This window comes from Saccharothrix sp. NBAS 001 (assembly GCF_056640475.1).
This window is the reverse complement of record NZ_CM153251.1, coordinates 8,192,962-8,212,450: the sequence shown is the minus strand read 5'-3', so window position 1 is coordinate 8,212,450 and position 19,489 is coordinate 8,192,962. Positions and strand designations below refer to the sequence as shown.

General features: G+C 71.4%; 18 protein-coding genes. 6 read left to right on the top strand and 12 right to left on the bottom strand.

Going from position 1 to position 19,489, the window contains the following annotated elements:
• Positions 1–12: 12 nt before the first annotated feature.
• Together AC0HI0_RS36245 and AC0HI0_RS36240 are read right to left on the bottom strand one after the other, a co-directional pair.
• Positions 13–1,074, bottom strand: coding sequence for an aspartate-semialdehyde dehydrogenase (locus AC0HI0_RS36245; protein ID WP_480927979.1), 1,062 nt, complete (start codon positions 1,072–1,074; stop codon positions 13–15).
• Positions 1,071–2,336 carry an aspartate kinase gene (locus AC0HI0_RS36240; protein ID WP_480927978.1) on the bottom strand — a complete coding sequence of 422 codons (1,266 nt, stop codon included), beginning with the start codon at positions 2,334–2,336 and terminating at the stop codon, positions 1,071–1,073. The genes AC0HI0_RS36245 and AC0HI0_RS36240 overlap by 4 nt, the downstream gene beginning before the upstream one ends.
• A 106-nt stretch (positions 2,337–2,442) precedes the next feature.
• Here AC0HI0_RS36240 and AC0HI0_RS36235 point away from each other — a divergent pair, with 106 nt between their 5' ends.
• On the top strand, positions 2,443–3,651 hold the full coding sequence (locus AC0HI0_RS36235) for a hypothetical protein (RefSeq protein ID WP_480927977.1): 1,209 nt from the start codon (positions 2,443–2,445) through the stop codon (positions 3,649–3,651).
• Positions 3,651–4,211, top strand: a complete 561-nt coding sequence (locus AC0HI0_RS36230) for a nitroreductase family protein (protein ID WP_480927976.1) — start codon at positions 3,651–3,653, stop codon at positions 4,209–4,211. The genes AC0HI0_RS36235 and AC0HI0_RS36230 overlap by 1 nt, the downstream gene beginning before the upstream one ends.
• 209 nt (positions 4,212–4,420) lie before the next feature.
• Here the strand turns inward: AC0HI0_RS36230 and AC0HI0_RS36225 are convergent, their stop codons facing one another.
• Positions 4,421–4,726 (bottom strand): hypothetical protein, encoded by a 306-nt coding sequence (locus AC0HI0_RS36225; RefSeq protein ID WP_480927975.1) that lies wholly within the window; start codon positions 4,724–4,726, stop codon positions 4,421–4,423.
• Between the two features lie 223 nt (positions 4,727–4,949).
• Between AC0HI0_RS36225 and leuA the strand changes: the two genes are divergently transcribed.
• Together leuA and AC0HI0_RS36215 are read left to right on the top strand one after the other, a co-directional pair.
• Positions 4,950–6,743 (top strand): 2-isopropylmalate synthase, encoded by a 1,794-nt coding sequence (gene leuA, locus AC0HI0_RS36220; protein ID WP_480927974.1) that lies wholly within the window; start codon positions 4,950–4,952, stop codon positions 6,741–6,743.
• A 144-nt stretch (positions 6,744–6,887) separates the two neighbouring features.
• Positions 6,888–7,439 (top strand): DedA family protein, encoded by a 552-nt coding sequence (locus AC0HI0_RS36215; RefSeq protein WP_480927973.1) that lies wholly within the window; start codon positions 6,888–6,890, stop codon positions 7,437–7,439.
• Here the strand turns inward: AC0HI0_RS36215 and AC0HI0_RS36210 are convergent.
• A complete protein-coding gene (locus tag AC0HI0_RS36210) occupies positions 7,423–8,019 on the bottom strand; it encodes a TetR/AcrR family transcriptional regulator (protein WP_480927972.1) in 597 nt (198 codons plus the stop codon). The genes AC0HI0_RS36215 and AC0HI0_RS36210 overlap by 17 nt on opposite strands.
• A gap of 74 nt (positions 8,020–8,093) precedes the next feature.
• Here AC0HI0_RS36210 and AC0HI0_RS36205 point away from each other — a divergent pair, with 74 nt between their 5' ends.
• Complete coding sequence (locus tag AC0HI0_RS36205; protein ID WP_480927971.1) at positions 8,094–8,657, top strand: TIGR03086 family metal-binding protein; 564 nt, start codon at positions 8,094–8,096, stop codon at positions 8,655–8,657.
• A gap of 46 nt (positions 8,658–8,703) precedes the next feature.
• On the opposite strand, the gene AC0HI0_RS36200 is transcribed toward AC0HI0_RS36205, so the two are convergent.
• The 5 genes from AC0HI0_RS36200 to AC0HI0_RS36180 form a co-directional block, all read right to left on the bottom strand.
• The gene (locus tag AC0HI0_RS36200) at positions 8,704–9,792 is read right to left on the bottom strand and encodes an ABC transporter ATP-binding protein (protein WP_480934466.1); all 1,089 of its coding nucleotides are present in this window, start codon (positions 9,790–9,792) and stop codon (positions 8,704–8,706) included.
• Positions 9,793–9,863: 71 nt separating this feature from the next.
• Entirely contained in the window at positions 9,864–10,859 is a 996-nt protein-coding gene (locus AC0HI0_RS36195) for an ABC transporter ATP-binding protein (protein WP_480927970.1), read from the bottom strand.
• 3 nt (positions 10,860–10,862) lie between these two features.
• Positions 10,863–11,816 carry an ABC transporter permease gene (locus AC0HI0_RS36190; protein WP_480927969.1) on the bottom strand — a complete coding sequence of 318 codons (954 nt, stop codon included), beginning with the start codon at positions 11,814–11,816 and terminating at the stop codon, positions 10,863–10,865.
• 6 nt (positions 11,817–11,822) lie between these two features.
• Entirely contained in the window at positions 11,823–12,827 is a 1,005-nt protein-coding gene (locus AC0HI0_RS36185) for an ABC transporter permease (protein WP_480927968.1), read from the bottom strand.
• Positions 12,828–12,856: 29 nt separating this feature from the next.
• Complete coding sequence (locus AC0HI0_RS36180; RefSeq protein ID WP_480927967.1) at positions 12,857–14,539, bottom strand: ABC transporter substrate-binding protein; 1,683 nt, start codon at positions 14,537–14,539, stop codon at positions 12,857–12,859.
• Positions 14,540–14,770: 231 nt separating this feature from the next.
• On the opposite strand from AC0HI0_RS36180, the gene AC0HI0_RS36175 reads away from it, so the two are divergent.
• Entirely contained in the window at positions 14,771–18,040 is a 3,270-nt protein-coding gene (locus AC0HI0_RS36175) for an AfsR/SARP family transcriptional regulator (RefSeq protein ID WP_480927966.1), read from the top strand.
• Here AC0HI0_RS36175 and AC0HI0_RS36170 read toward each other — a convergent pair.
• Genes AC0HI0_RS36170 through AC0HI0_RS36160 form a run of 3 tightly spaced genes read right to left on the bottom strand, consistent with a single transcriptional unit; the run spans position 18,027 to position 19,428 of the window.
• Positions 18,027–18,512, bottom strand: a complete 486-nt coding sequence (locus AC0HI0_RS36170) for a uridine kinase family protein (protein ID WP_480927965.1) — start codon at positions 18,510–18,512, stop codon at positions 18,027–18,029. The two genes, AC0HI0_RS36175 and AC0HI0_RS36170, sit on opposite strands and share 14 nt — an antisense overlap.
• Positions 18,509–19,102 carry a recombination mediator RecR gene (recR, locus tag AC0HI0_RS36165; protein ID WP_480927964.1) on the bottom strand — a complete coding sequence of 198 codons (594 nt, stop codon included), beginning with the start codon at positions 19,100–19,102 and terminating at the stop codon, positions 18,509–18,511. The genes AC0HI0_RS36170 and recR overlap by 4 nt, the downstream gene beginning before the upstream one ends.
• On the bottom strand, positions 19,102–19,428 hold the full coding sequence (locus AC0HI0_RS36160) for a YbaB/EbfC family nucleoid-associated protein (protein ID WP_480934465.1): 327 nt from the start codon (positions 19,426–19,428) through the stop codon (positions 19,102–19,104). Before AC0HI0_RS36160 ends, recR begins: the two co-directional genes overlap by 1 nt.
• Positions 19,429–19,489: the final 61 nt, after the last annotated feature.

The window sequence follows — 19,489 nt, the reverse complement described above, 5'->3', positions numbered from 1 at the left end:
GGGGGTGGCCGGCTACAGGCGGCCGACCAGCTCCTCCGCGATCTCGTAGGTGTTGAGCGCCGCGCCCTTGCGCAGGTTGTCGCCGCACACGAAGAAGTCCAGCGTGTTCGGGAAGTCCAGCGCCTGGCGCACCCGGCCCACGTACGTCGGGTCCTCGCCGACGACGTCCACCGGCGTCGGGAACTTCTTCGCCGCCGGGTCGTCCACCAGCACGATGGTCGGCTGCTCGGCGAGGATCTTGTGCGCCTGCTCGACGGTCACCTCACGGGCGAACGTCGCGTGCACGGCCAACGAGTGCGTGGTCACCACGGGCACCCGCACGCACGTCGCCGACACCTTCAGGTCCGGGATGCCGAGGATCTTGCGCGACTCGTTGCGGACCTTCAGCTCCTCGCTGGTCCAGCCGTCGTCCTTGAGCGAACCCGCCCACGGCACCACGTTGAGCGCCAGCGGAGCCGGGAACGGCGACTCGGCCACCGGCAGGCCGGCCGCCTCCAGCGCCTCCCGCACGTCGCCGGCGCGGACGCCGACCTGCTTGCCCGCCAACGCCTCCAGCTCGCCGTAGAGCCGGTCGATCGCCGACTGGCCGCCGCCGGACGCCGCCTGGTAGGACGCCACGACCAGCTCGCGCAGCCCGAACTCGCGGTGCAGCGCGCCGAGCGCGGCCATCATGGACAGCGTCGTGCAGTTCGGGTTCGCGATGATCCCCTTGGGGCGCGCGGAGATCGCGTCCGCGTTCACCTCCGGCACCACCAGCGGCACCTCCGGGTCCATCCGGAACGCCCCGGAGTTGTCGACCGCCACCGCGCCGCGCTCGGCCGCGATCGGGGCCCACTGCGCGGACACCTCGTCCGGCACGTCGAACATCGCGATGTCGACGCCGTCGAACGCCTCGGGCGACAGCGCGACCACGGTCAGCTCTTCGCCCCGCACGGTGATCTTCTTGCCCGCCGAGCGGGCCGAGGCGATCAGCCTGATCTCGCCCCACGGCACCGACGCGCGGCCGTTGATGATGTCGATCATGACGGTGCCCACGGCACCGGTCGCGCCCACCAGGGCGAGAGTCGGGCTCATCGTCCACTCCCCGCGTACACCACGGCCTCTTCGTCCCCACCCAACTCGAACGCGTCGTGCAGCGCACGCACCGCGTCGTCCAACTGGGTGTCGCGGCAGATGACCGAGATTCGGATCTCCGAAGTCGAGATGATCTCGATGTTGACGCCGGCCGTGGCCAGCGCCTCGCAGAAGGTCGCCGTCACGCCGGGGTGCGACCGCATCCCCGCGCCGATCAGCGACACCTTGCCCACGTGGTCGTCGTAGAGGACCGCCTCGAAGCCGATCTCCTCGCGCACCTTCTCCAGCGCCGCCACCGCGCGCGGCCCGTCGTCCTTCGACAGCGTGAAGGTCACGTCGGTGCGGCCGGACATGGCCTGGGAGACGTTCTGCACGACCATGTCGATGTCGAGTTCCGCCTCGGCCACGACCCGGAAGATCCGGGCCGCCACGCCGGGGTGGTCGGGGACCGCGGTCACGGTCACCTTGGCCTCGGACCGGTCGTGCGCGACGCCGGTGATCATCGCCTGTTCCACGGGAAGGTCCTCCACTGACCCGGACACGATGGTCCCGGGCTTGTTGCTGAACGAAGATCGGACGTGCACCGGGACGCCGTAGCGGCGGGCGTACTCGACGCAGCGGAGCATGAGCACCTTGGCCCCGCACGCCGCCATTTCGAGCATCTCCTCGTAGGTGATGGTCTCCAGCCGCCGGGCGTTCGGCACGATGCGCGGGTCGGCGGTGAACACGCCGTCCACGTCGGTGTAGATCTCGCACACGTCGGCTTTCAGGGCCGCCGCCAACGCCACCGCGGTGGTGTCGGTGCCGCCCCGGCCGAGCGTGGTGATCTCCTTGCTGTCCTGGCTCACGCCCTGGAAGCCCGCGACGATCGCGATGGCGCCGTCGGTCAGCGCGTCCTGGATGCGGCTGGGCGTCACGTCGATGATGCGCGCCTTGCCGTGCACGGACGTGGTGATCACGCCGGCCTGCGAGCCGGTGTACGAGCGCGCCTGGGCACCCAGCGAGTGGATCGCCATCGCCAGCAGCGACATGGAGATGCGCTCGCCGGAGGTGAGCAGCATGTCCATCTCGCGGGCGGGCGGCACCGGGGACACCTGGCGGGCGAGGTCGAGCAGCTCGTCGGTCGTGTCGCCCATCGCGGAGACGGCCACCACGACGTCGTTGCCCGCCTTGCGGGTCGCGACGATGCGCTCGGCCACCCGTTTGATCCGCTCGGCGTTCCCGACCGAGGAACCGCCGTACTTCTGGACGACGAGCGCCACAGATCCTCTCCCTCCGAGCCGATGCCTGAGCGGGAAACCCCAGCTCGAAGGGCAGACTACCCGTCCCGCGAGGTGGACAGCGGCGACCGTGACGGGCACTACCCTCATGGTCGTGTCAACCCTGGAGGCCGTCCCCGTGGAGCCGGAGGCCGCACCCGTGCCGGTGCGCGAGCGGCTGGCGCGCGCGGCCAGACACCGGGTGACCTTGGCGCTCGCGCCCGCCGTGCTCTACCTGGCGGTGCGCGAGAGCGGCCTGCTGGCGCTCCAGCTGATGGCCGAGCGGTGGAACAAGGACGTCACGCGGGCTCTCACGTCGTGGGACGGGCAGTGGTTCCTGGGCATCGCCGAGGGCGGCTACGCGAACGTGGACCGCGCCCTGGTCGACGCGTTCTCCCGGCGCACCGACGAGACGCCGCTGGCGTTCTTCCCCGGCTACCCGGCGCTGGTGCGGTGGGCCGACGGGCTGCCCGGCGTCTCGGTGGTCGGCGCGGCGTTCGCGGTGTCGCTGGTGAGCGGGCTGTTCTGCGCGTACGGGCTGCACCGGCTGGGGCGGCACGTGTTCGGCGGGTCGAACCGGGCCGGGCTGGTCCTGGTGGTGCTGTTCGCCGCGTCGCCGATGGCGGTCGTGCTGTCGATGACCTACTCGGAGGCCACGTTCTGCGCGCTGGCGGCGTGGTCGCTGGTCGGCGTGGTGGAACGGCGGTGGGTGCTCGCGGGCCTGTGCTGCGCGGCGGCGGGGCTGGTGCGGCCCACGGCGGCGGCCCTGGTCCTCGCGGTGTGCGCGGCGGCCGCGGTCGCCATCCTCACCCGCAAGGACGGCGTCCGACCGTGGCTGGGCGCGGCGATCGCCCCGCTGGGGCTGCTCGGCTACCTCGGGTACGTGGCGGTGCGCACCGGCCAGTGGGACGGCTGGTTCGCGGTGCAGCGGGAAGGCTGGGACTCCCGGTTCGACGGCGGCGCGGCCACCTGGAAGTTCGCGCTGCTCGTGCTGGGCGACCCGAGGTCGGTGCTGGAACTGGCCACGGTGTGGTTCCTGGTGGTGGCGATCGCGCTGGTGGTGCTCGGCGTCCGGCGCGGGCTGGAGTGGCCGCTGGTGGTGTACGGGGTGGGCGTGCTGGCCATGGACCTCGGGTCCAACGGGCTGATGAACTCCAAGGCGCGGCTGCTGCTGCCCGCGTTCACCCTGCTGATCCCGGTGGCGCTGGCGCTGGCGCGGCGGCGGACCACGACGGCGGTGGCCGTGCTCGGCGGGATCGTGGTGTTCAGCGCGTGGTTCGGCGCGTACGCCATCACCGCTTGGCAGTATGCGATCTGATGGAACTCAACCGGATCATCGCCGACCGCTGGAGCCCGCGCGCGTTCGACGCGGACGCGACCGTGGACCCAGCCGACCTGACCCTGCTGCTGGAGGCCGCCCGGTGGGCGCCCTCGCACGGCAACACCCAGCCCGCCCGGTTCGTCGTGGGGCACCGGGGCGACACCACGTTCCAGCGGATCTTCGACGTGCTGCGACCCGGCAACCAGACGTGGGCGTGGCGGGCGTCGGTGCTGCTGCTCGCCGCGCGGGCGACCACCGACGAGCGCGGACCGGTGCCCAACACCGAGTTCGGGCTGGGACTGGCCGTGCAGAACCTGGTGCTGCAAGCCGTCGACCTCGGTCTGGTGACCCACCAGATGGGCGGCTTCGACCACGACGCCGCGGCGCGGGCGTTCAACCTGCCCGAAGATGTTGTGCCGGTAGTGGTCGTCGCCATCGGAAAGCTCGGCGACGCGGCCGTTCTGCCGGAAGACCTCCAGGCACGCGAACAGCGCCCGCGCGAGCGCAAGCCCTTGGCGGAGATCGCTTTCACCGAAACCTGGGGAAACGCTCTGTAGGATTTGCCGCTGCTTCGCAGACGGCGGCGAGGTCGCCTGGAAGTCGGTAGGTCGAGTCTCATTTCACGTCGATCGAAGAGCGTGATCGACGTGAAATGAGACTCGACCTACCGACGCGACCTCGCGGGGGGCTACCGGGCTTGCGGGACCTGCTGGGTGTGCTGGGCGTGCTGGGCTCGGTGAGGGGCTCGCGGGGGTCTGGCGGGGGTCTAGCGGGCTACTACGCGGGCCAGCAGGCCGGTGACTACCAGCCAGAACACGGCTGCCAGGCCGTAGTTGACGATGACGTCTAGGTTGGCGTTGCCGAGCTGGAACAGGCCCGGGAAGAACAGTGCCAGCGGCTCCGCGAGCTGCTGGATGAAGCGGAAGAACGCGTTGGCCTGGTTCGCCCCGAAGAGGATCATGAGGATGTAGAGCACCTCGATGAGCGCGAACACTGCGCCGACGCCGCTGATCACTCGGGCAGCGGTGAAGCCTCCGCTGCGCGTTGAGGTTCGGGTTCGCCATCTGGACATGCCGTAGAAATTCCCACCCCACGATCGAGTGAAACTCGTACGGGTGAAGTTCCATCATCTGGGCGCCCGGTTCCACCGCCGGACGGATTCCGGCTAGGGTGTGGGCGTGGCACGTGCCCTCCTGCTTCGCCGCCGTGACGGGGTCTGACCAGACCGGCCCCCCGTCGCGGGTCGAGCGTTGCCGCCGGTCGTTTCCCGCACGCCCGGCAGGAGCAGCCACCGCATGACGACCTCACCCGACGCCTACACCTCCGGCGTCAGCCGCATCCGTCCCCCCGCGCGCCCCGCCCCGGCCGACCAGCCGGTGTGGAACCCGCAGCGCGGCACCTCGATGCCCGTGCACCGCTACCGGCCGTTCCACGAGCTGGTCGAGGTGGTCGACGTACCCGACCGGACCTGGCCGACCAAGCGGATCACGCAGGCCCCGCTGTGGTGCGCGGTCGACCTGCGCGACGGCAACCAGGCGCTGATCGACCCCATGTCGCCCGCCCGCAAGCGCAAGATGTTCGACCTGCTGGTGCGCATGGGCTACAAGGAGATCGAGGTCGGGTTCCCGGCCGCGTCGCAGACCGACTTCGACTTCGTCCGGGAGATCATCGAGGACGGGGCGATCCCGCCGGACGTGACCATCCAGGTGCTCACCCAGTGCCGCTCCGAGCTGATCTCGCGCACGTTCGAGTCGCTGCGCGGCGCGGGCAGGGCGATCGTGCACTTCTACAACTCGACGTCGGTCCTGCAACGCCGCGTGGTGTTCAAGTCCGACCGCGAGGGCATCAAGAAGATCGCCACCGACGCCGCCCGGTTCGCGCTGGAGGAGGCGAAGAAGTACCCGGAGACCGAGTTCCGCTACGAGTACTCCCCCGAGTCGTACACCGGCACCGAGCTGTCGTACGCGCTGGAGGTGTGCGACGCGGTGTCGGAGATCGTCCAGCCGACGCCGGACAAGCCGTTGATCGTCAACCTGCCGGCGACCGTCGAGATGGCCACGCCGAACGTCTACGCCGACTCGATCGAGTGGATGTCGCGCAACCTGGCCCGCCGCGACTCGATCATCCTGTCGCTGCACCCGCACAACGACCGGGGCACCGGCGTGGCCGCCGCCGAGCTGGGCTACCTGGCGGGCGCGGACCGGATCGAGGGCTGCCTGTTCGGCAACGGCGAGCGCACCGGCAACGTCTGCCTGGTCACGCTGGCGATGAACCTGTTCAGCCAGGGCGTCGACCCGCAGATCGACTTCTCCGACATCGACGAGGTCCGGCGCACGGTCGAGTACTGCAACCAGCTGCCGGTCGCCGAGCGCCACCCGTACGGCGGCGACCTGGTGTTCACCGCGTTCTCCGGCTCGCACCAGGACGCGATCAAGAAGGGGCTCGAAGCCCTGGAGGACGCCGCCAAGGCCGTCGGGCAGCACGTGGACGAGTTCCCGTGGGAGGTCCCGTACCTGCCGATCGACCCGAAGGACGTGGGCCGCAGCTACGAGGCGGTCATCCGGGTCAACTCGCAGTCCGGCAAGGGCGGCGTGGCCTACCTGATGAAGACCGAGCACCACCTGGACCTGCCGCGCCGGTTGCAGGTCGAGTTCTCCCGGGTGATCCAGGAGGTCACCGACACCCACGGCGGCGAGATCTCGCCCAAGGACATGTGGGACTCGTTCTCGACCGAGTACCTGGACGGGGCGGTGCCGCTCAAGCTGGTGCGGCAGAAGGTGACCGCGGACGGCGGCGGCCACGAGAAGATCAAGGCCGTGCTGGTCGTGGACGGCGAGACCCAGGAGGTCACCGGCACCGGCAACGGCCCGATCGCCGCGTTCGTGGACGCCCTGGCCACGATCGGCTACGACGTGCGGGTGCTGGACTACTCGGAGCACGCGATGTCGTCGGGCGACGACGCCCGCGCCGCCGCCTACCTGGAGTGCGCCGTGGGCGACCGGGTGCTGTGGGGCGTCGGCATCGACAGCTCCACGGTCTCCGCGTCGCTGCGCGCGGTCGTCTCCGCCCTGAACCGGGCCCACCGCTGAGGTCGGTCGGGCGGTGCGCACCGGGTCGGTGCGCACCGCCCGTCCACGGCCCGGATCCGACCGGTCACGGGCCGTTCACCTGAGGCTTTGCTGAAGAGGTCGGTCGCGGCGGAGTGATCGGGCCGCGGGTAGCGTTGCCCCATCATGACCGCTCTCCTGCTGCTGTTCGTGGTCGCCGCCGTGCCGCTGCTGCCCACGGAGGCGGTGTTGATCGGCACCGGGGTGCTGGCCGCGTCCGGGGAGTTCTCGCTGTACGCGGTGATCCCGGTGGCGACGGCCGGGTGCTTCCTGGCCGACCTGGTCAACTACTCGATCGGCCGCGGGGCGGGGCGGCCCGCGCTGCGCCGGTTCACCCGGCGGCCGGGGCCGCGCGCGGTGGTCGAGTGGACGGCGGACAAGCTCGCCGCGCGCGGGGAGACGATCCTGATCGCGGTGCGGTGGGTGCCCGGCGGCGGGGTGGTGGGCGCGCTGCTGGCCGGCTCGCTGCGGTGGCCGCTGCGCCGGTTCGTCCCGGTCGCGTTCGTCGGCTCGGCGCTGTGGTGCGCCTACACCGCGCTGCTCGGGTACTTCGGCGGCCAGGTCGTGGAGGAGCCGGTCGCCGCCATCGCGCTGTCCTGGGGCGCGGCGCTGCTGATCAGCCTGCCGGTGGGGATGGCGGTGCGGGCCGCGCAGCGCAAGGTCACGACGGCCGGGTAGCCCGGTCCAGCGCCTGGCGCACGGCGGTGCGGGCCCGCGCGTAGGCACCGGGGTCGTCGTGCAGCACGGACCGGGCGTTGGCCAGCTCCAGGTACGCGACCAGCTCGAACGCCAGCTGGGCCGGGTCCACCGCGAGGTCGGGCACGTCCGCCGCCGAGGTCCGGATCAGCTCGACCCAGCGGCGGTCGAACTCGGCGATCGAGTCGCGCACCCGGCCGGCGCGGGCGTCGAACTCGGCCTGCACGGAGTAGAAGAAGCAGCCGCCGGGGAACGTGCGCCGCTGCGAGTAGTCGAGCCAGCCGTCCAGCAGGCGGGCCAGCCGGGCCAGGCCGGTCTCGCCCTCGGCCGGGGCGACCACCTCGTCGACGAAGATCTTCGCCGCCGCCCGGACCGTGGCGAGCTGGAGTTCCTCCTTCGACCCGAAGTGCGCGAACACCCCGCTCTTGCTGACCTCCAGTTCGGTGGCCAGCCGGCCGATGGACAGCCCCTCCAGCCCCTCCACCGACGCGATCTCCGCCGCCCGCAGCAGGATCTGCCGCCGGGTCTGCTCGCCGCGCTCCACCCGTCCGTCGACCTTCACCCCGCCCACGCTAGCCCCCTTGACCACTCGAAAACTAATTGTACGATCGTTCGTACAACTTCTTAGGGGGCTTCGTGGACCTGCTCGACCTCGACCGCACCGCCATCGACCGCAACGCCGCGCTGGTCGCGCGGCTCACGCCGGAGGACTACGACCTGCCCACCCCGTGCGCCGGCTGGACCGTCCGCGACGTCGTGCGGCACCTGGTCGACATGGCGATCAAGTTCGACGCGGGCGCGCGCGACGGCGAACCCCGCACCGGCATCTCCGACGACCTCGTCGCGTCCTACGTCGCGGCGAGCGACCTGGTCACCGAGTCGTTCCGGACCGACGGCTTCCTCGATCGGGACGCGCTGATCCCCGGCTTCGGCCGGCACCCCGGCCGCAACCTGGTCGGCACGCACTTCGTGGACAACGTGGTCCACTCGTGGGACCTCAAACGCGCGCTGGGCGTGGACAGCGCGGTGGACGACGACCTGGTGCTCATCGCGTACAAGATCGCGGGCCGCTACCCGGCCACGCCGGACGTGCGCGGCCCCGGGGCGGCGTTCGCGCCGCCGGTCGAGGTCGCCCAGGACGCCCCGCCCACCGACCGGCTGGTCGCCCTGCTCGGCCGCGCCCCGGACTGGAAGCCCTGAACCGCCGTGCGGGGTGCCGTCCAGGGGGAGGCACCCCGCACGGGGGTCACGGGTTGAGCGCCTCGGTCACCGACGCCGGGCCGACCAGCGGGATGTCCGGCGAGATGCCGTCCTCCTCCACCAGCACGGCCTCGACCTCGTGCGGCCGGATCTTCCCGGCGCGGATGTCCTCCGCCCAGTGGCACGCGACCTTGTGCCCCGGCAGCACCTCGCGCAACCGCGGGCGTTCGGACGCGCACTTCGTGTCCTGCTTCCACGGGCACCGGGTGTGGAACCGGCAGCCGTCGGGCGGGTTCGCGGGCGAGGGCAGGTCGCCCTTGAGCAGGATCCGCTCGCGGCGGTCCTCCACCAGCGGGTCGGGCACCGGGATCGCCGACAGCAGCGCCCGGGTGTAGGGGTGCAGCGGCTCGGCGTAGAGGTCGTCCGAGGTCGCCTCCTCCACCAGGCCGCCCAGGTACATCACGCCGACCCGGTCCGAGATGTGCCGCACCACGGCCAGGTCGTGCGCGATCACCAGGTAGGTGAGCCCGAACTGGTCCTGCAATTCCTCCAGCAGGTTGACCACCTGCGCCTGCACCGACACGTCGAGCGCGGACACCGGCTCGTCGGCGATGATCAGGTCCGGTTCCACGGCGAGCGCGCGGGCGATGCCGATGCGCTGCCGCTGACCGCCGGAGAACTCGTGCGGGTACTTGCGCAGCGACCTCGACGGCAGGCCCACGGCGCCCAGCAGCTCGCGCAGCCGCTTGCCGGTGGCCTCCTTGCCCTTGTCCAGGTCGTGCGCCCGCAGGCCCTCGACCAGGATGGACTCCACGGACTGCCGGGGGTCCAAGGACGACATGGGGTCCTGGAACACCATCTGCATCCGCCGCCGCATGGTGCGCAGCGCCTCGCCCTTGAGCGTGGTCAGGTCCGTGCCGTCGAACACCACCTTGCCGGCGGTCGGCTCGGTCAGCCGCAGGATCGCCCGCCCGAGGGTGGACTTGCCGCAGCCGGACTCGCCGACCAGGCCGTAGGTCTCGCCGCGCCGGACGCTCAGGTCCACCCCGTCCACCGCGTACACGTGCCCGACCGTCCGGTCCAGCACGATGCCCCGCTTGATCGGGAAGTGCACCTTGATGCCCTGCACCGACATCAGTTCGTCCGCGGTGGACACGTCGGTGGCCGCGCCGGCCGACTCGTCGGCCGCGGCCGCGCCCTGCGGGCTCATGCCGACACCTCCTCGGGCACCGGGGGCAGGACCGGGTTGTGGCAGCGCAACAACCTGCCGGAACCCAGGTCCTCCTGCTCGGGCGTCACCTGGACGCAGCGGTCCAGCGCGTTCGGGCAGCGGGGCGCGAACGCGCACCCGTTGTCCCACGGGATGTTGTCCGACACCGAACCCTTGATGGGGTGCAGCTTCTCGCCGCGCGGCGCGTCCAGCCTCGGGATCGAGGCCAGCAGCCCGTGGGTGTAGGGGTGGCGCGGCTGCGCGAACAGCTCGTGCCGCTGCGCCTTCTCCACCACCCGCCCGCCGTACAGGACGTTGACCTCGTCGCACAGCCCGGCCACGACGCCCAGGTCGTGCGTGATCATCACCAGCGCGGTGCCCAGGTCCCGCACGAGTTCCTTGAGCAGGGCCAGGATCTGCGCCTGGATGGTCACGTCCAGCGCGGTGGTCGGCTCGTCGGCGATGAGCAGCCGGGGCCGGCAGGCCAGCGCGATCGCGATCAGCGCGCGCTGCCGCATCCCGCCGGAGAGCTGGTGCGGGTACTCCGACAGCCGCCGGGTCGGGTCGGGGATGCCGACCTTGTCCAGCAGGTCCGCCGCCTCCACCATGGCCTTCTTGCGGCTCATGTCCCGGTGCCGCTCCAGCACCTCGGTCACCTGCACGCCGATCGGGATGACCGGGTTCAGCGAGGACAGCGGGTCCTGGAACACCATGCCCAGGTCGCGCCCACGCCGGTCCCGCATCTCCTTGTCCGACAACGACAGCAGGTTCGTGCCCTCGTAGGACACCGACCCGCTGACCCGCGCGCCGCGCTTGGGCAGCAGGCCCATCACGGCCAGCGAGGTGACCGACTTGCCGCACCCCGACTCGCCGACCAGGCCCACGGTCTGGCCCGGCTCCACGTCGAAGCTCACGTGGTCGACGGCGGTGAAGGGCTGCTCCCCCTTGCGCTCGAAAACCACGGTGAGGTCACGCACTTCCAGCAACGCCATGACTCACCGCCTGCTCTTGGGGTCGAGGGCTTCGCGCAGGGTCTCGCCCATCAGCGTGAACCCGAGCGCGACCAGGATGATGCAGCCCGCCGGCCAGAACGCCAGCTGCGGGTGCGTGTCGAACACGTTCTGCACGTCGCCGAGCATCTGGCCCCACTCCGGGATCCGGTCGTCGGGGTTGCCCAGGCCGAGGAACGACAGCGCCGCCGCGTCGATGATGGCCGTGGCCAGCACCAGCGTGGACTGCACGATCACCGGGCCCAGCGAGTTGGGCAGCATGTGCCGGAACACGATCGCCCCCGGCTTCACGCCCAGCGCGGTGGCCGCGAGGACGTGGTCGCTGTGCCGCTGCGCGAGCATGGAGCCGCGCAACAGCCGGGCGAAGACCGGGATCTGCACCACCGCCACCGCGACGATGACGGTGAACTGGTTGGGTCGGGCGAACAGCGCGCTGATGCTGAACGCCAGCAGCAGGCTGGGCAGCGACAGCATGACGTCGACCAGCCGCATGACGACCGAGTCGACCCAGCCGCCGAAGGCGCCCGCCAGCGTGCCCAGCGTGAGACCGCCGGCCAGCCCGATCAGGGTGGCCAGCACGCCGACGATCAGCGTCTGCTGGGAGCCGACCAGGACCCGGGAGAAGAAGTCCCGGCCTTGCAGGTCGCCGCCCAGCGGGTGGCCGGGCTGGGCGGGCGGGATCTCGTTGCGCGCCTTGACCACCTGGTCGATGAGCATCGGGTCGGACGGGTCCTGCGGCGCCAACCACGGCGACAGCAGGGAGACCAGCACGAACAGCCCGATGATGACCGCGCCGGTGAGGAACACCGGGCTGCGGCGCAGCGTCCGCCACGCGCTCGCGGCCAGGCTGACCCCGGCGTCGGAGTCGGCCGTCGACGCGGCCAGCGCGTCGATCTTGTCCTTCTTCTTGCGTCCGAGTTTCTCGGTGGGAGTGACCATCGCGGGCTACCTCGTCCTGATCCGCGGGTCGATGAACGCGTACGAGAGGTCCACCAGCAGGTTGACCACCACGTAGACGATCGTGGCCATGATGATCAGCAGCAGCAGCACCGGGTAGTCGCGTCTCTCGAACCCGATGGCCAGCGCCTGGCCGACCCCGGGCAGCGAGAACACCTTCTCGGTCAGCACCGCGCCGGCGAGCAGAGCGCCGGTCTGGAGACCGATCGTGGTGACCACCGGGAGCATCGCGTTGCGCAGCACGTGCCGCCGCCGGATGGTCGGGGCGGTGAGGCCCTTCGACTCCGCGGTGCGCACGTAGTCCTCGTCGAGCACGTCGAGCACCGCCGCGCGGGTGATCCGGAAGACCACCGCGAACGGGATGGTGGACAGCGCGATGGCGGGCAGGATCAGGTGCTCCAGCGCGTCCCACGCCGCGTCCCACTCCTGCGTGATGATGCCGTCGAAGACGAAGAACCCGGTCACCCGGGTGGCGTTGATGGCGCTCTGGCGGCCTTCCGTGGGCAGGCTCAGCGCCGCCGACAGGGTGTCCTTGAGGACGTAGGCCAGGAAGAACACCGGGACGGCGACGCCGATCAGCGAGCCGCCCACGCTGAGGTTGTCGAACCAGCTGCCGCGCCGCTTCGCCGCCATGTACCCGAGCGGGATGCCGAACGCGATGGCGATCACGATCGCCAGGAAGCTCAGTTCGATAGTCGCGGGGAACCGCTGGAGGAAGATCTCCATGGCCGAGTCGCCCGGCTGGACGCCGGTGGAGACGCCGAAGTCGCCGGAGAGCGCGCGGCCGAGGAACTTGAAGTACTGGGTGACGATCGGCTGGTCCAAGCCGAGCTGTCGGGTGAGGGCTTCCCGCGACTCGGGCGTGGCGCGCTCCCCCAGGAGGGCCGAAACCGGCCCACCCGGGAGAGCGCGCAGCCACGCGAAGAGCAGCAGGGACAGCACCAGCACCACGCCGACCAGCTGGATGAGCCGTCGGATCGTGTAGCGGAGCATTGAGCTACCCCGTCGTCTCTGTCAGTTCGTCAGCCCTTGCTGGCCGAGCCGAACCGCTCGTCGGTCAACGGGCTGGGCGTGACCCCCTGGATCTCCTTCTTGAACACGATGGCCGGCGGGGAGTGCGAGATGGCGATGGCGGGCAGGTACTCCTCCATCAGCTTCTTGTTCAGGTCCTCGTACTGCTTGGTCCGCTTGGCGGCGTCCGGCTCGGCGTTCGCCGCGGCCAGCGCGTCGGCCAGGGTCTTGCCCCACGGCGCCTTGCCGGTGTTGAACCGGTTGTCGGTGCGGCCGAAGAACGTGCCGACCCAGTTGTGCGCGGTGCCGTTGTCACCGGTCCAGCCGAGCAGGAAGATGTCCGGCGCGCCGTTGTCGACGTCGGTCAGGTAGCCGCCGTTCCACGGCTTGCTGGTGGTCTCGATCTTGATGCCGGCCTTCTGCAGGTCGCCGGCGATCGCGCCGTAGAGGTCCTTCGGGCTGGGCATGTACGGCCGGGTGACCTCGGTCGGCCAGTAGAACTTCAGCGTCAGGTCGGACGCGCCCGCCTCGGCGAGCAGCGACTTGGCCTTGTCCAGGTCGTACTTCACCGCGGTCAGCGACTTGTTGTAGCCGTCCACGGTCGGCGGCATGAACTGGGTGGCCACGGTCGCGCCCTCGGGCAGCTGGGACTTGACCAGCTGGTCGCGGTTGATCGCGTACTGGAGCGCCTGGCGGACCTTGAGGTCCTGGAGCTTGGGGTTGTTGAGCTGGTTGATGCCCAGGTACAGCACGTTGAACGGCGGGCGCACCTTGACGTCGAAGCCGTCGCTCTTCAGGCCCGCCCAGTCGGCGGCGTTGGGCAGGTCGTAGCCGTCGATGTCGCCGGCCTTGAGCGCCTGCTTGCGGGCGGTCTCGTCCGGGATGATCTTGAAGACGACCTTGTCCAGCTTGGCCTTGGTGCCGTGGTAGTCCTCGTTGCGGACGATCTCCACCACGTTGTTGGCCTTGTCGAACTTGCCGAACTTGAACGGCCCGGTGCCGGTCGGGTGCTCGTTGGCGTAGGCCGGGTAGGTGAACGCGTCACCGGCCGCCACGACGTTGTCCGCCTCGTACTTCTTCAGCGCCTCGGGGCTGGAGATCGAGAACGAGGTGAAGCCCAGCACCGACGGGAACTGCGAAGTCGCCGAGGTCAACTCGACGACCGCGGTCTTCGGGTCCTTGGCCGCGCACGACTTGAACAGCGACGGCTTGTCCGGGGTGTCCGCGAAGCCGCCGAAGTTGTCCAACCAGTACTGCGAAACCGCCTCGCTCTGCGCGGCGCCCTTCTGGTTGTACCAACGGTTGAAGTTGAAGCACACCGCTTCGGCGTTGAACGGAGTGCCGTCGTGGAATTTCACATTTTCTTTGAGTGTGAACGTCCACGTCTTGCCATCCGTCGACGACTCCCACTTCGTCGCCAGAGCGGGCTCGACCTCGGCGGTGCCCGCCTTGAAGCCGACCAGACCCTCGTACATCTGGCGGGAGACCCGGAAGGTCTCGCCGTCCGTGGCGTAGAACGGGTCGAACAGCTTGGGAGCACCGGCCGCGCCGAAGGTCAGCGTGCCACCCGTCTTGCCGGACCCCGATTCGTCACCGCGGTCGGATTGCGCGCAAGCGGACAGTGCGAGCGCGGCGACGCCGGTCAGGCCGATCGCGGCCGTCCAGCGGCGCCGGGCCGTTCGGGAATGAGCCATCAAACACCCCTAGTGGAAATCCGGGATCTCACGGTGTGGTCAGCGACCCTAACCGGTCACCACAACCCTTCAGAGGTAACCCAGGTCACGATCCGGCCACGCGAATGGGCATTCTCGTACTTCTGGCGCACGTTCGCTGACCCAACGTGACGACGACCCATCGGGCAAACGCTCTCCTACGCTGTACAACGGACAACAGAAAGCCGCACACACGCGGAGGGGAGGTCGGGGATGGGCCCACAGGTCGAGTTCCGCGTCCTCGGGCCGTTGCAGGTGCTGGTCGACGGCGAGCAGGTGGTGGTCCGCGCAGGTCGTCAGCGGTCGCTGCTGGTCTCGCTGCTCATGCGGGCCGGCTCCAGCGTGTCGGTCGACGAGCTGGCGGAGCACATCTGGGGCGCGGATCCGCCCGCGCGGGCGCGCGGCACGTTGCAGACCTACGTGATGAGACTTCGGCAGGTGCTCGGCCCGGCCGTGCCGATCCGCACCGTCCCCGACGCCTACCTGATCGACGTCGACGAGCGGACCATCGACGTGGTCCGGTTCGAGCAGCTGGTCGAGGAGGGCGAGCAGGAGCGCGCGGCGGGCCGGCTGGAGTCGGCGTCCGCGATCTTCACCGCCGCGCTCGGCCTGTGGCGCGGTCCGGCGATGGTGGACGTGCCGTCGGAGGTGCTGCACCGCGACGAGGTGGCCCGGCTGGGCGAGCGCCGGCTGCACGCCGAGGAGCGCCGGGTCGAGGTCGACCTGGAGCTGGGCCGGCACGCCGAGCTGGTGCCGGAGCTGTTCCGGCTGACCGGCGAGCACCCGCTGCGCGAGCGGCTGTGGTCGCAGCTGATGGTGGCGCTGTACCGGTCCGGCCGGCAGGCCGACGCGCTCGGCGCGTACCGCAAGGTCGGCGACCTGCTGGCGGAGGAGCTGGGCATCGACCCCGGCGACGAGCTGCGCCGCGTGCACCAGCAGGTGCTGGCCGGCGCGCCCGCGCTGGACCTCGGCGCGGCCGCGCCCGACCGGCGCGACCGGGTGGTGCCCTCGCAACTGCCCGCCGACATCGGCGACTTCGTCGGCCGGGAGCAGGCCGTGCAGCTCATCGAGGCCCTGCTGCGCACCGCGCAGGGCGTGCCGGTGGTGACCCTGGCCGGGCCGCCGGGCGTGGGCAAGACGGCGCTGGCCGTGCACGCGGCGCACAAGATGCGGCGGCACTTCCCGGACGGGCAGCTCTACGTGAACCTGCGCGGCTACGCCCAGGGCCCGCCGCTCAACGCCGTGGACGTGCTGCCCCGGTTCCTGCGGGCGCAGGGCGTGCCGCCGGAGTCGGTGCCGCTGGACCAGGACGAGCAGGAGGCGATGTTCCGCTCCCGGCTCACCGACCAGCAGGTGCTGCTGGTGCTGGACAACGCGGCCAACGCCGAGCAGATCCGGCCGCTGCTGCCCGGATCGCCGGGCTGCGCGGTGCTGGTGACCAGCCGGGACACCCTGCGCGGCCTGGCGGTCAGCCACGCCGCGTCGAACGTGCGGCTCGACGTGCTCGACCACGAGGAGACCCGGGCGCTGCTGGCCGGGATGCTCGGCGAGGAGGCGGTCGCCCGGCAGGCGGACGCGGCGTCCGAGCTGGCCGAGCTGTGCGCGCACCTGCCGCTGGCGCTGCGGATCGCGGCGGCGAACCTGCTGTCCCGGCCGGAGACCACCATCGCCTCCTACGTGGAGGAGCTGCGCGCGGGCAACCGGCTGGCCGCGCTGGCCGTGGAGGGCGACGAGCGGGCCGCCGTGCACGCCGCGTTCGACCTGTCCTACACCGCGCTCAAACCCGAGCTGGCGACGCTGTTCCGGCTGCTGAGCCTCGCGCCCGGCGACATCACGCCGGACGTGGCGGCGGCGCTGGGCGGGTTGACCACCCAGGACGCCCGCCGCCGGCTGGACCGGCTGGCCACCGCGAACCTGGTGGACAACCACGCGCCCGGCCGCTACCAGTTCCACGACCTGCTGCGCGACTACGCGGCCGAGCGGCTGGCGTTCGACGACGGCCAGGTGGAGAGCGACCTCGCGCACCGCCGGCTGCTGGACTGGTCGATCCGCTCGGTGGACAACGCGACCGAGGCGGTCAAGGCGAGCATGATGCGGCTGCCCCGCGAGTCGACGGTGACCGGCGTGACGCCCCGGCTGTTCTCCACCCCGGCCGAGGCGCTGGCCTGGCTGGACGCCGAGCGGGCCAACCTGGTCGCGCTGGTGCTGCACGCGTCGGACCGGCAGCCCGACACCGACTGCTGGCAGCTCGCCGACGCCCTGCGCCGCTACTTCTACGGCCAGGGCCTGCCGGTGGAGTGGCTGGCCACGGCCAAGGCCGGGCTCGCCGTGGCGCAGGCGATCGGGGACCCGGTCGGCGAGGTGGCCATGCTGGCGTCGCTGGGCACCCTGTACTGGGTGATCGGCCAGCACCGGGTGGCCGTGGACTACTTCCGCCGCGCCATCCCGATCCAGCAGCGCACCGGGGCCGCGCCGGGCGCGGAGGCCGGCGTGCTGATCAACCTCGGCGGCGTCTACATCGACCTGGGCGAGCTGGAGACCGCGGCGGACTGCCTGGAGCGGGCGCTGGTGATCACCCGCGAGATCGGCGCGTTGCAGCAGGAGGGCATCGCGCAGATCAACCTCGGCGGGGTCTACCTCCAGCTCGGCCAGCTCGACCGGGCGGTGTCGTCGTTCGAGCAGTCGCTGGACGTCGGCAACCGGCTCGGCGTGTGGATCACCCAGGCCGACAGCCACCGGGCGCTGGCCGAGGTGTACCTGTTCCAGGGCCAGCCCGAGCGCGCGGCGGAACTCTACGAGCGCGCGGGCGACCTGTACGAGCGGGCCGGGGCGCGCGGCTTCGCGCACATCCCGCACGAGGGGCTGGCGCACACGTTCGTGATGCGCGGGCGGTACCCGGACGCGATCTCCGAAGCGTCCCGGGCGCTGGCGATGGCGGAGAAGCTGGGCAACCTCAAGGGCGTGTGCGACGCCAAGAACGTGCTCGGCGAGGCGCTGCACGGCGTCGGGCGCACCGAGGAGGCCGTGGAGCGGCACACCGAGGCGCTGCGGATCGCCGAGGAGACCGGCTACCCGTGGGGGATGTGCGCGGCGCGGCAGGGCCTGGCCCAGGCGCACCGCGCGGCGGGCCGGCCGGACGAGGCGAAGTACTCGGCGATCCAGGCCCTGGACAGCGCCGTGCGGTACCGGCTGCGGCTGGCCGAGGTCGGCGCGCTGGCGCTGGTCGGCCGGGTCTGGCTGGACCTGGGCGACGTGCCGCAGGCGGTGGACTTCGCGAAGCGGTCGCTGGACCTCAGCCGGGGCACCGGGCAGCGGTTCGTGCAGGCGCGGGCCGAGCACCTGGCGGGCGACGCGGCGGCGGCCACCGGCGACCGGGGCACCGCGCGTGGCCACTGGACCACCGCGCTGGAGTGGTTCACCGCGATCGGCTCGCCGGAGGCGGACGCGGTCCGCACGGCGCTGGACGGGCTCAGCCGGTCGTGACCACCCGGTCGGCGCGGGCGCGGGTGCCGTCCACGGCGAACCAGCCCCGTTCGAACGCCTGCCAGCGGACCAGGTGGGCGCGGCTGCGCTCGCCGTCGCGGGCGACCGCCCGCTCCAGCCGGGCCGCCGGGTCCGGGTGCTCGACCCAGACGGTCTCGTCGAGCCGGTCCGCGATCGACCGGCGGGCCGCCGAAACCCCTTCCAGCACCAGGGTTCGCGGCACGTCGAAGCCCACCTCGTCGCCCTGCCTGGGCCAGCCGTGCGACCAGTCCAGCCGCCGGTAGCACGCGGGCCGGCCCGCCCACAGGGGTTCGAGCACACCGCCGAGCAGCCGCGGCCACCACGACACCGGGTCGTCCCAGGTGGCGAAGTGGTCGGTCGGCACCAGCACCGCGCCCAGGTCGGCGGCCAGCGCCGCCGCGTAGGTCGACTTGCCCGAGCCGGACGGCCCGTCGACCGCGATCAGCCTCACATGCTGCGCCGGCCGGACAGCGCCCGGCCGAGCGTGAGTTCGTCCGCGAACTCCAGGTCGCCGCCCATCGGCAGGCCGGACGCGAGCCGCGTCACGGTCAGGCCGGGGAAGTCGCGCAGCATCCGCACCAGGTAGGTCGCGGTCGCCTCGCCCTCGGTGTTCGGGTCGGTCGCGATGATGATCTCGTTGACGTCCGTGCCGATCCGGGTCAGCAGCTGCCGGATGCGCAACTGGTCGGGGCCCACCCCGGACAGCGGGTCCAGCGCGCCGCCCAGCACGTGGTAGCGGCCCTTGAACTCGCGGGTCCGCTCGACCGCCAGCACGTCCTTCGGCTCCTCGACCACGCAGATCAGGGTCAGGTCGCGGCGCGGGTCGCGGCAGATGCGGCAGGTCGTCTCGGCCGAGACGTTCCCGCACACGTCGCAGAACACCACGCCGTCCTTCACCTTCTGCAAGGCGTCCTGGAGCCGGCCGACGTCGGCCGGGTCCGCCGCGAGCAGGTGGAAGGCGATGCGCTGGGCGCTCTTGGGACCGACACCCGGCAGCCTGCCGAGTTCGTCGATCAAGTCCTGGACGGGCCCCTCGTACATCAGCCGAACAGCCCGCCGAGGCCGCCCATGTCGTCCAGGCCGCCCATGCCGGACGCGAGCGGGCCCATCTTCTGCGCGGCCAGCTCCTGCGCGGCGCGGTTCGCGTCCCGCACGGCCGCGACGACCAGGTCGGCCAGCGTCTCGACGTCGTCCGGGTCGACCGCCTTCGGGTCGATCTCCAGGCTCTTCAGCTCGCCGCTGCCGGACACCACGGCGGTCACCAGGCCGCCGCCCGCCGTACCGGACACCTCGGCGTCGGCCAGCTCCTGCTGGGCGACGGCGAGTTGCTGCTGCATCTTCTGCGCCTGCTGGAGGATCTGCTGCATGTTCGGCCCACCGGGTTGCACCGCGGGTTCCTCTCCGTCGTGGTCAGGCCACCAGGGTAGC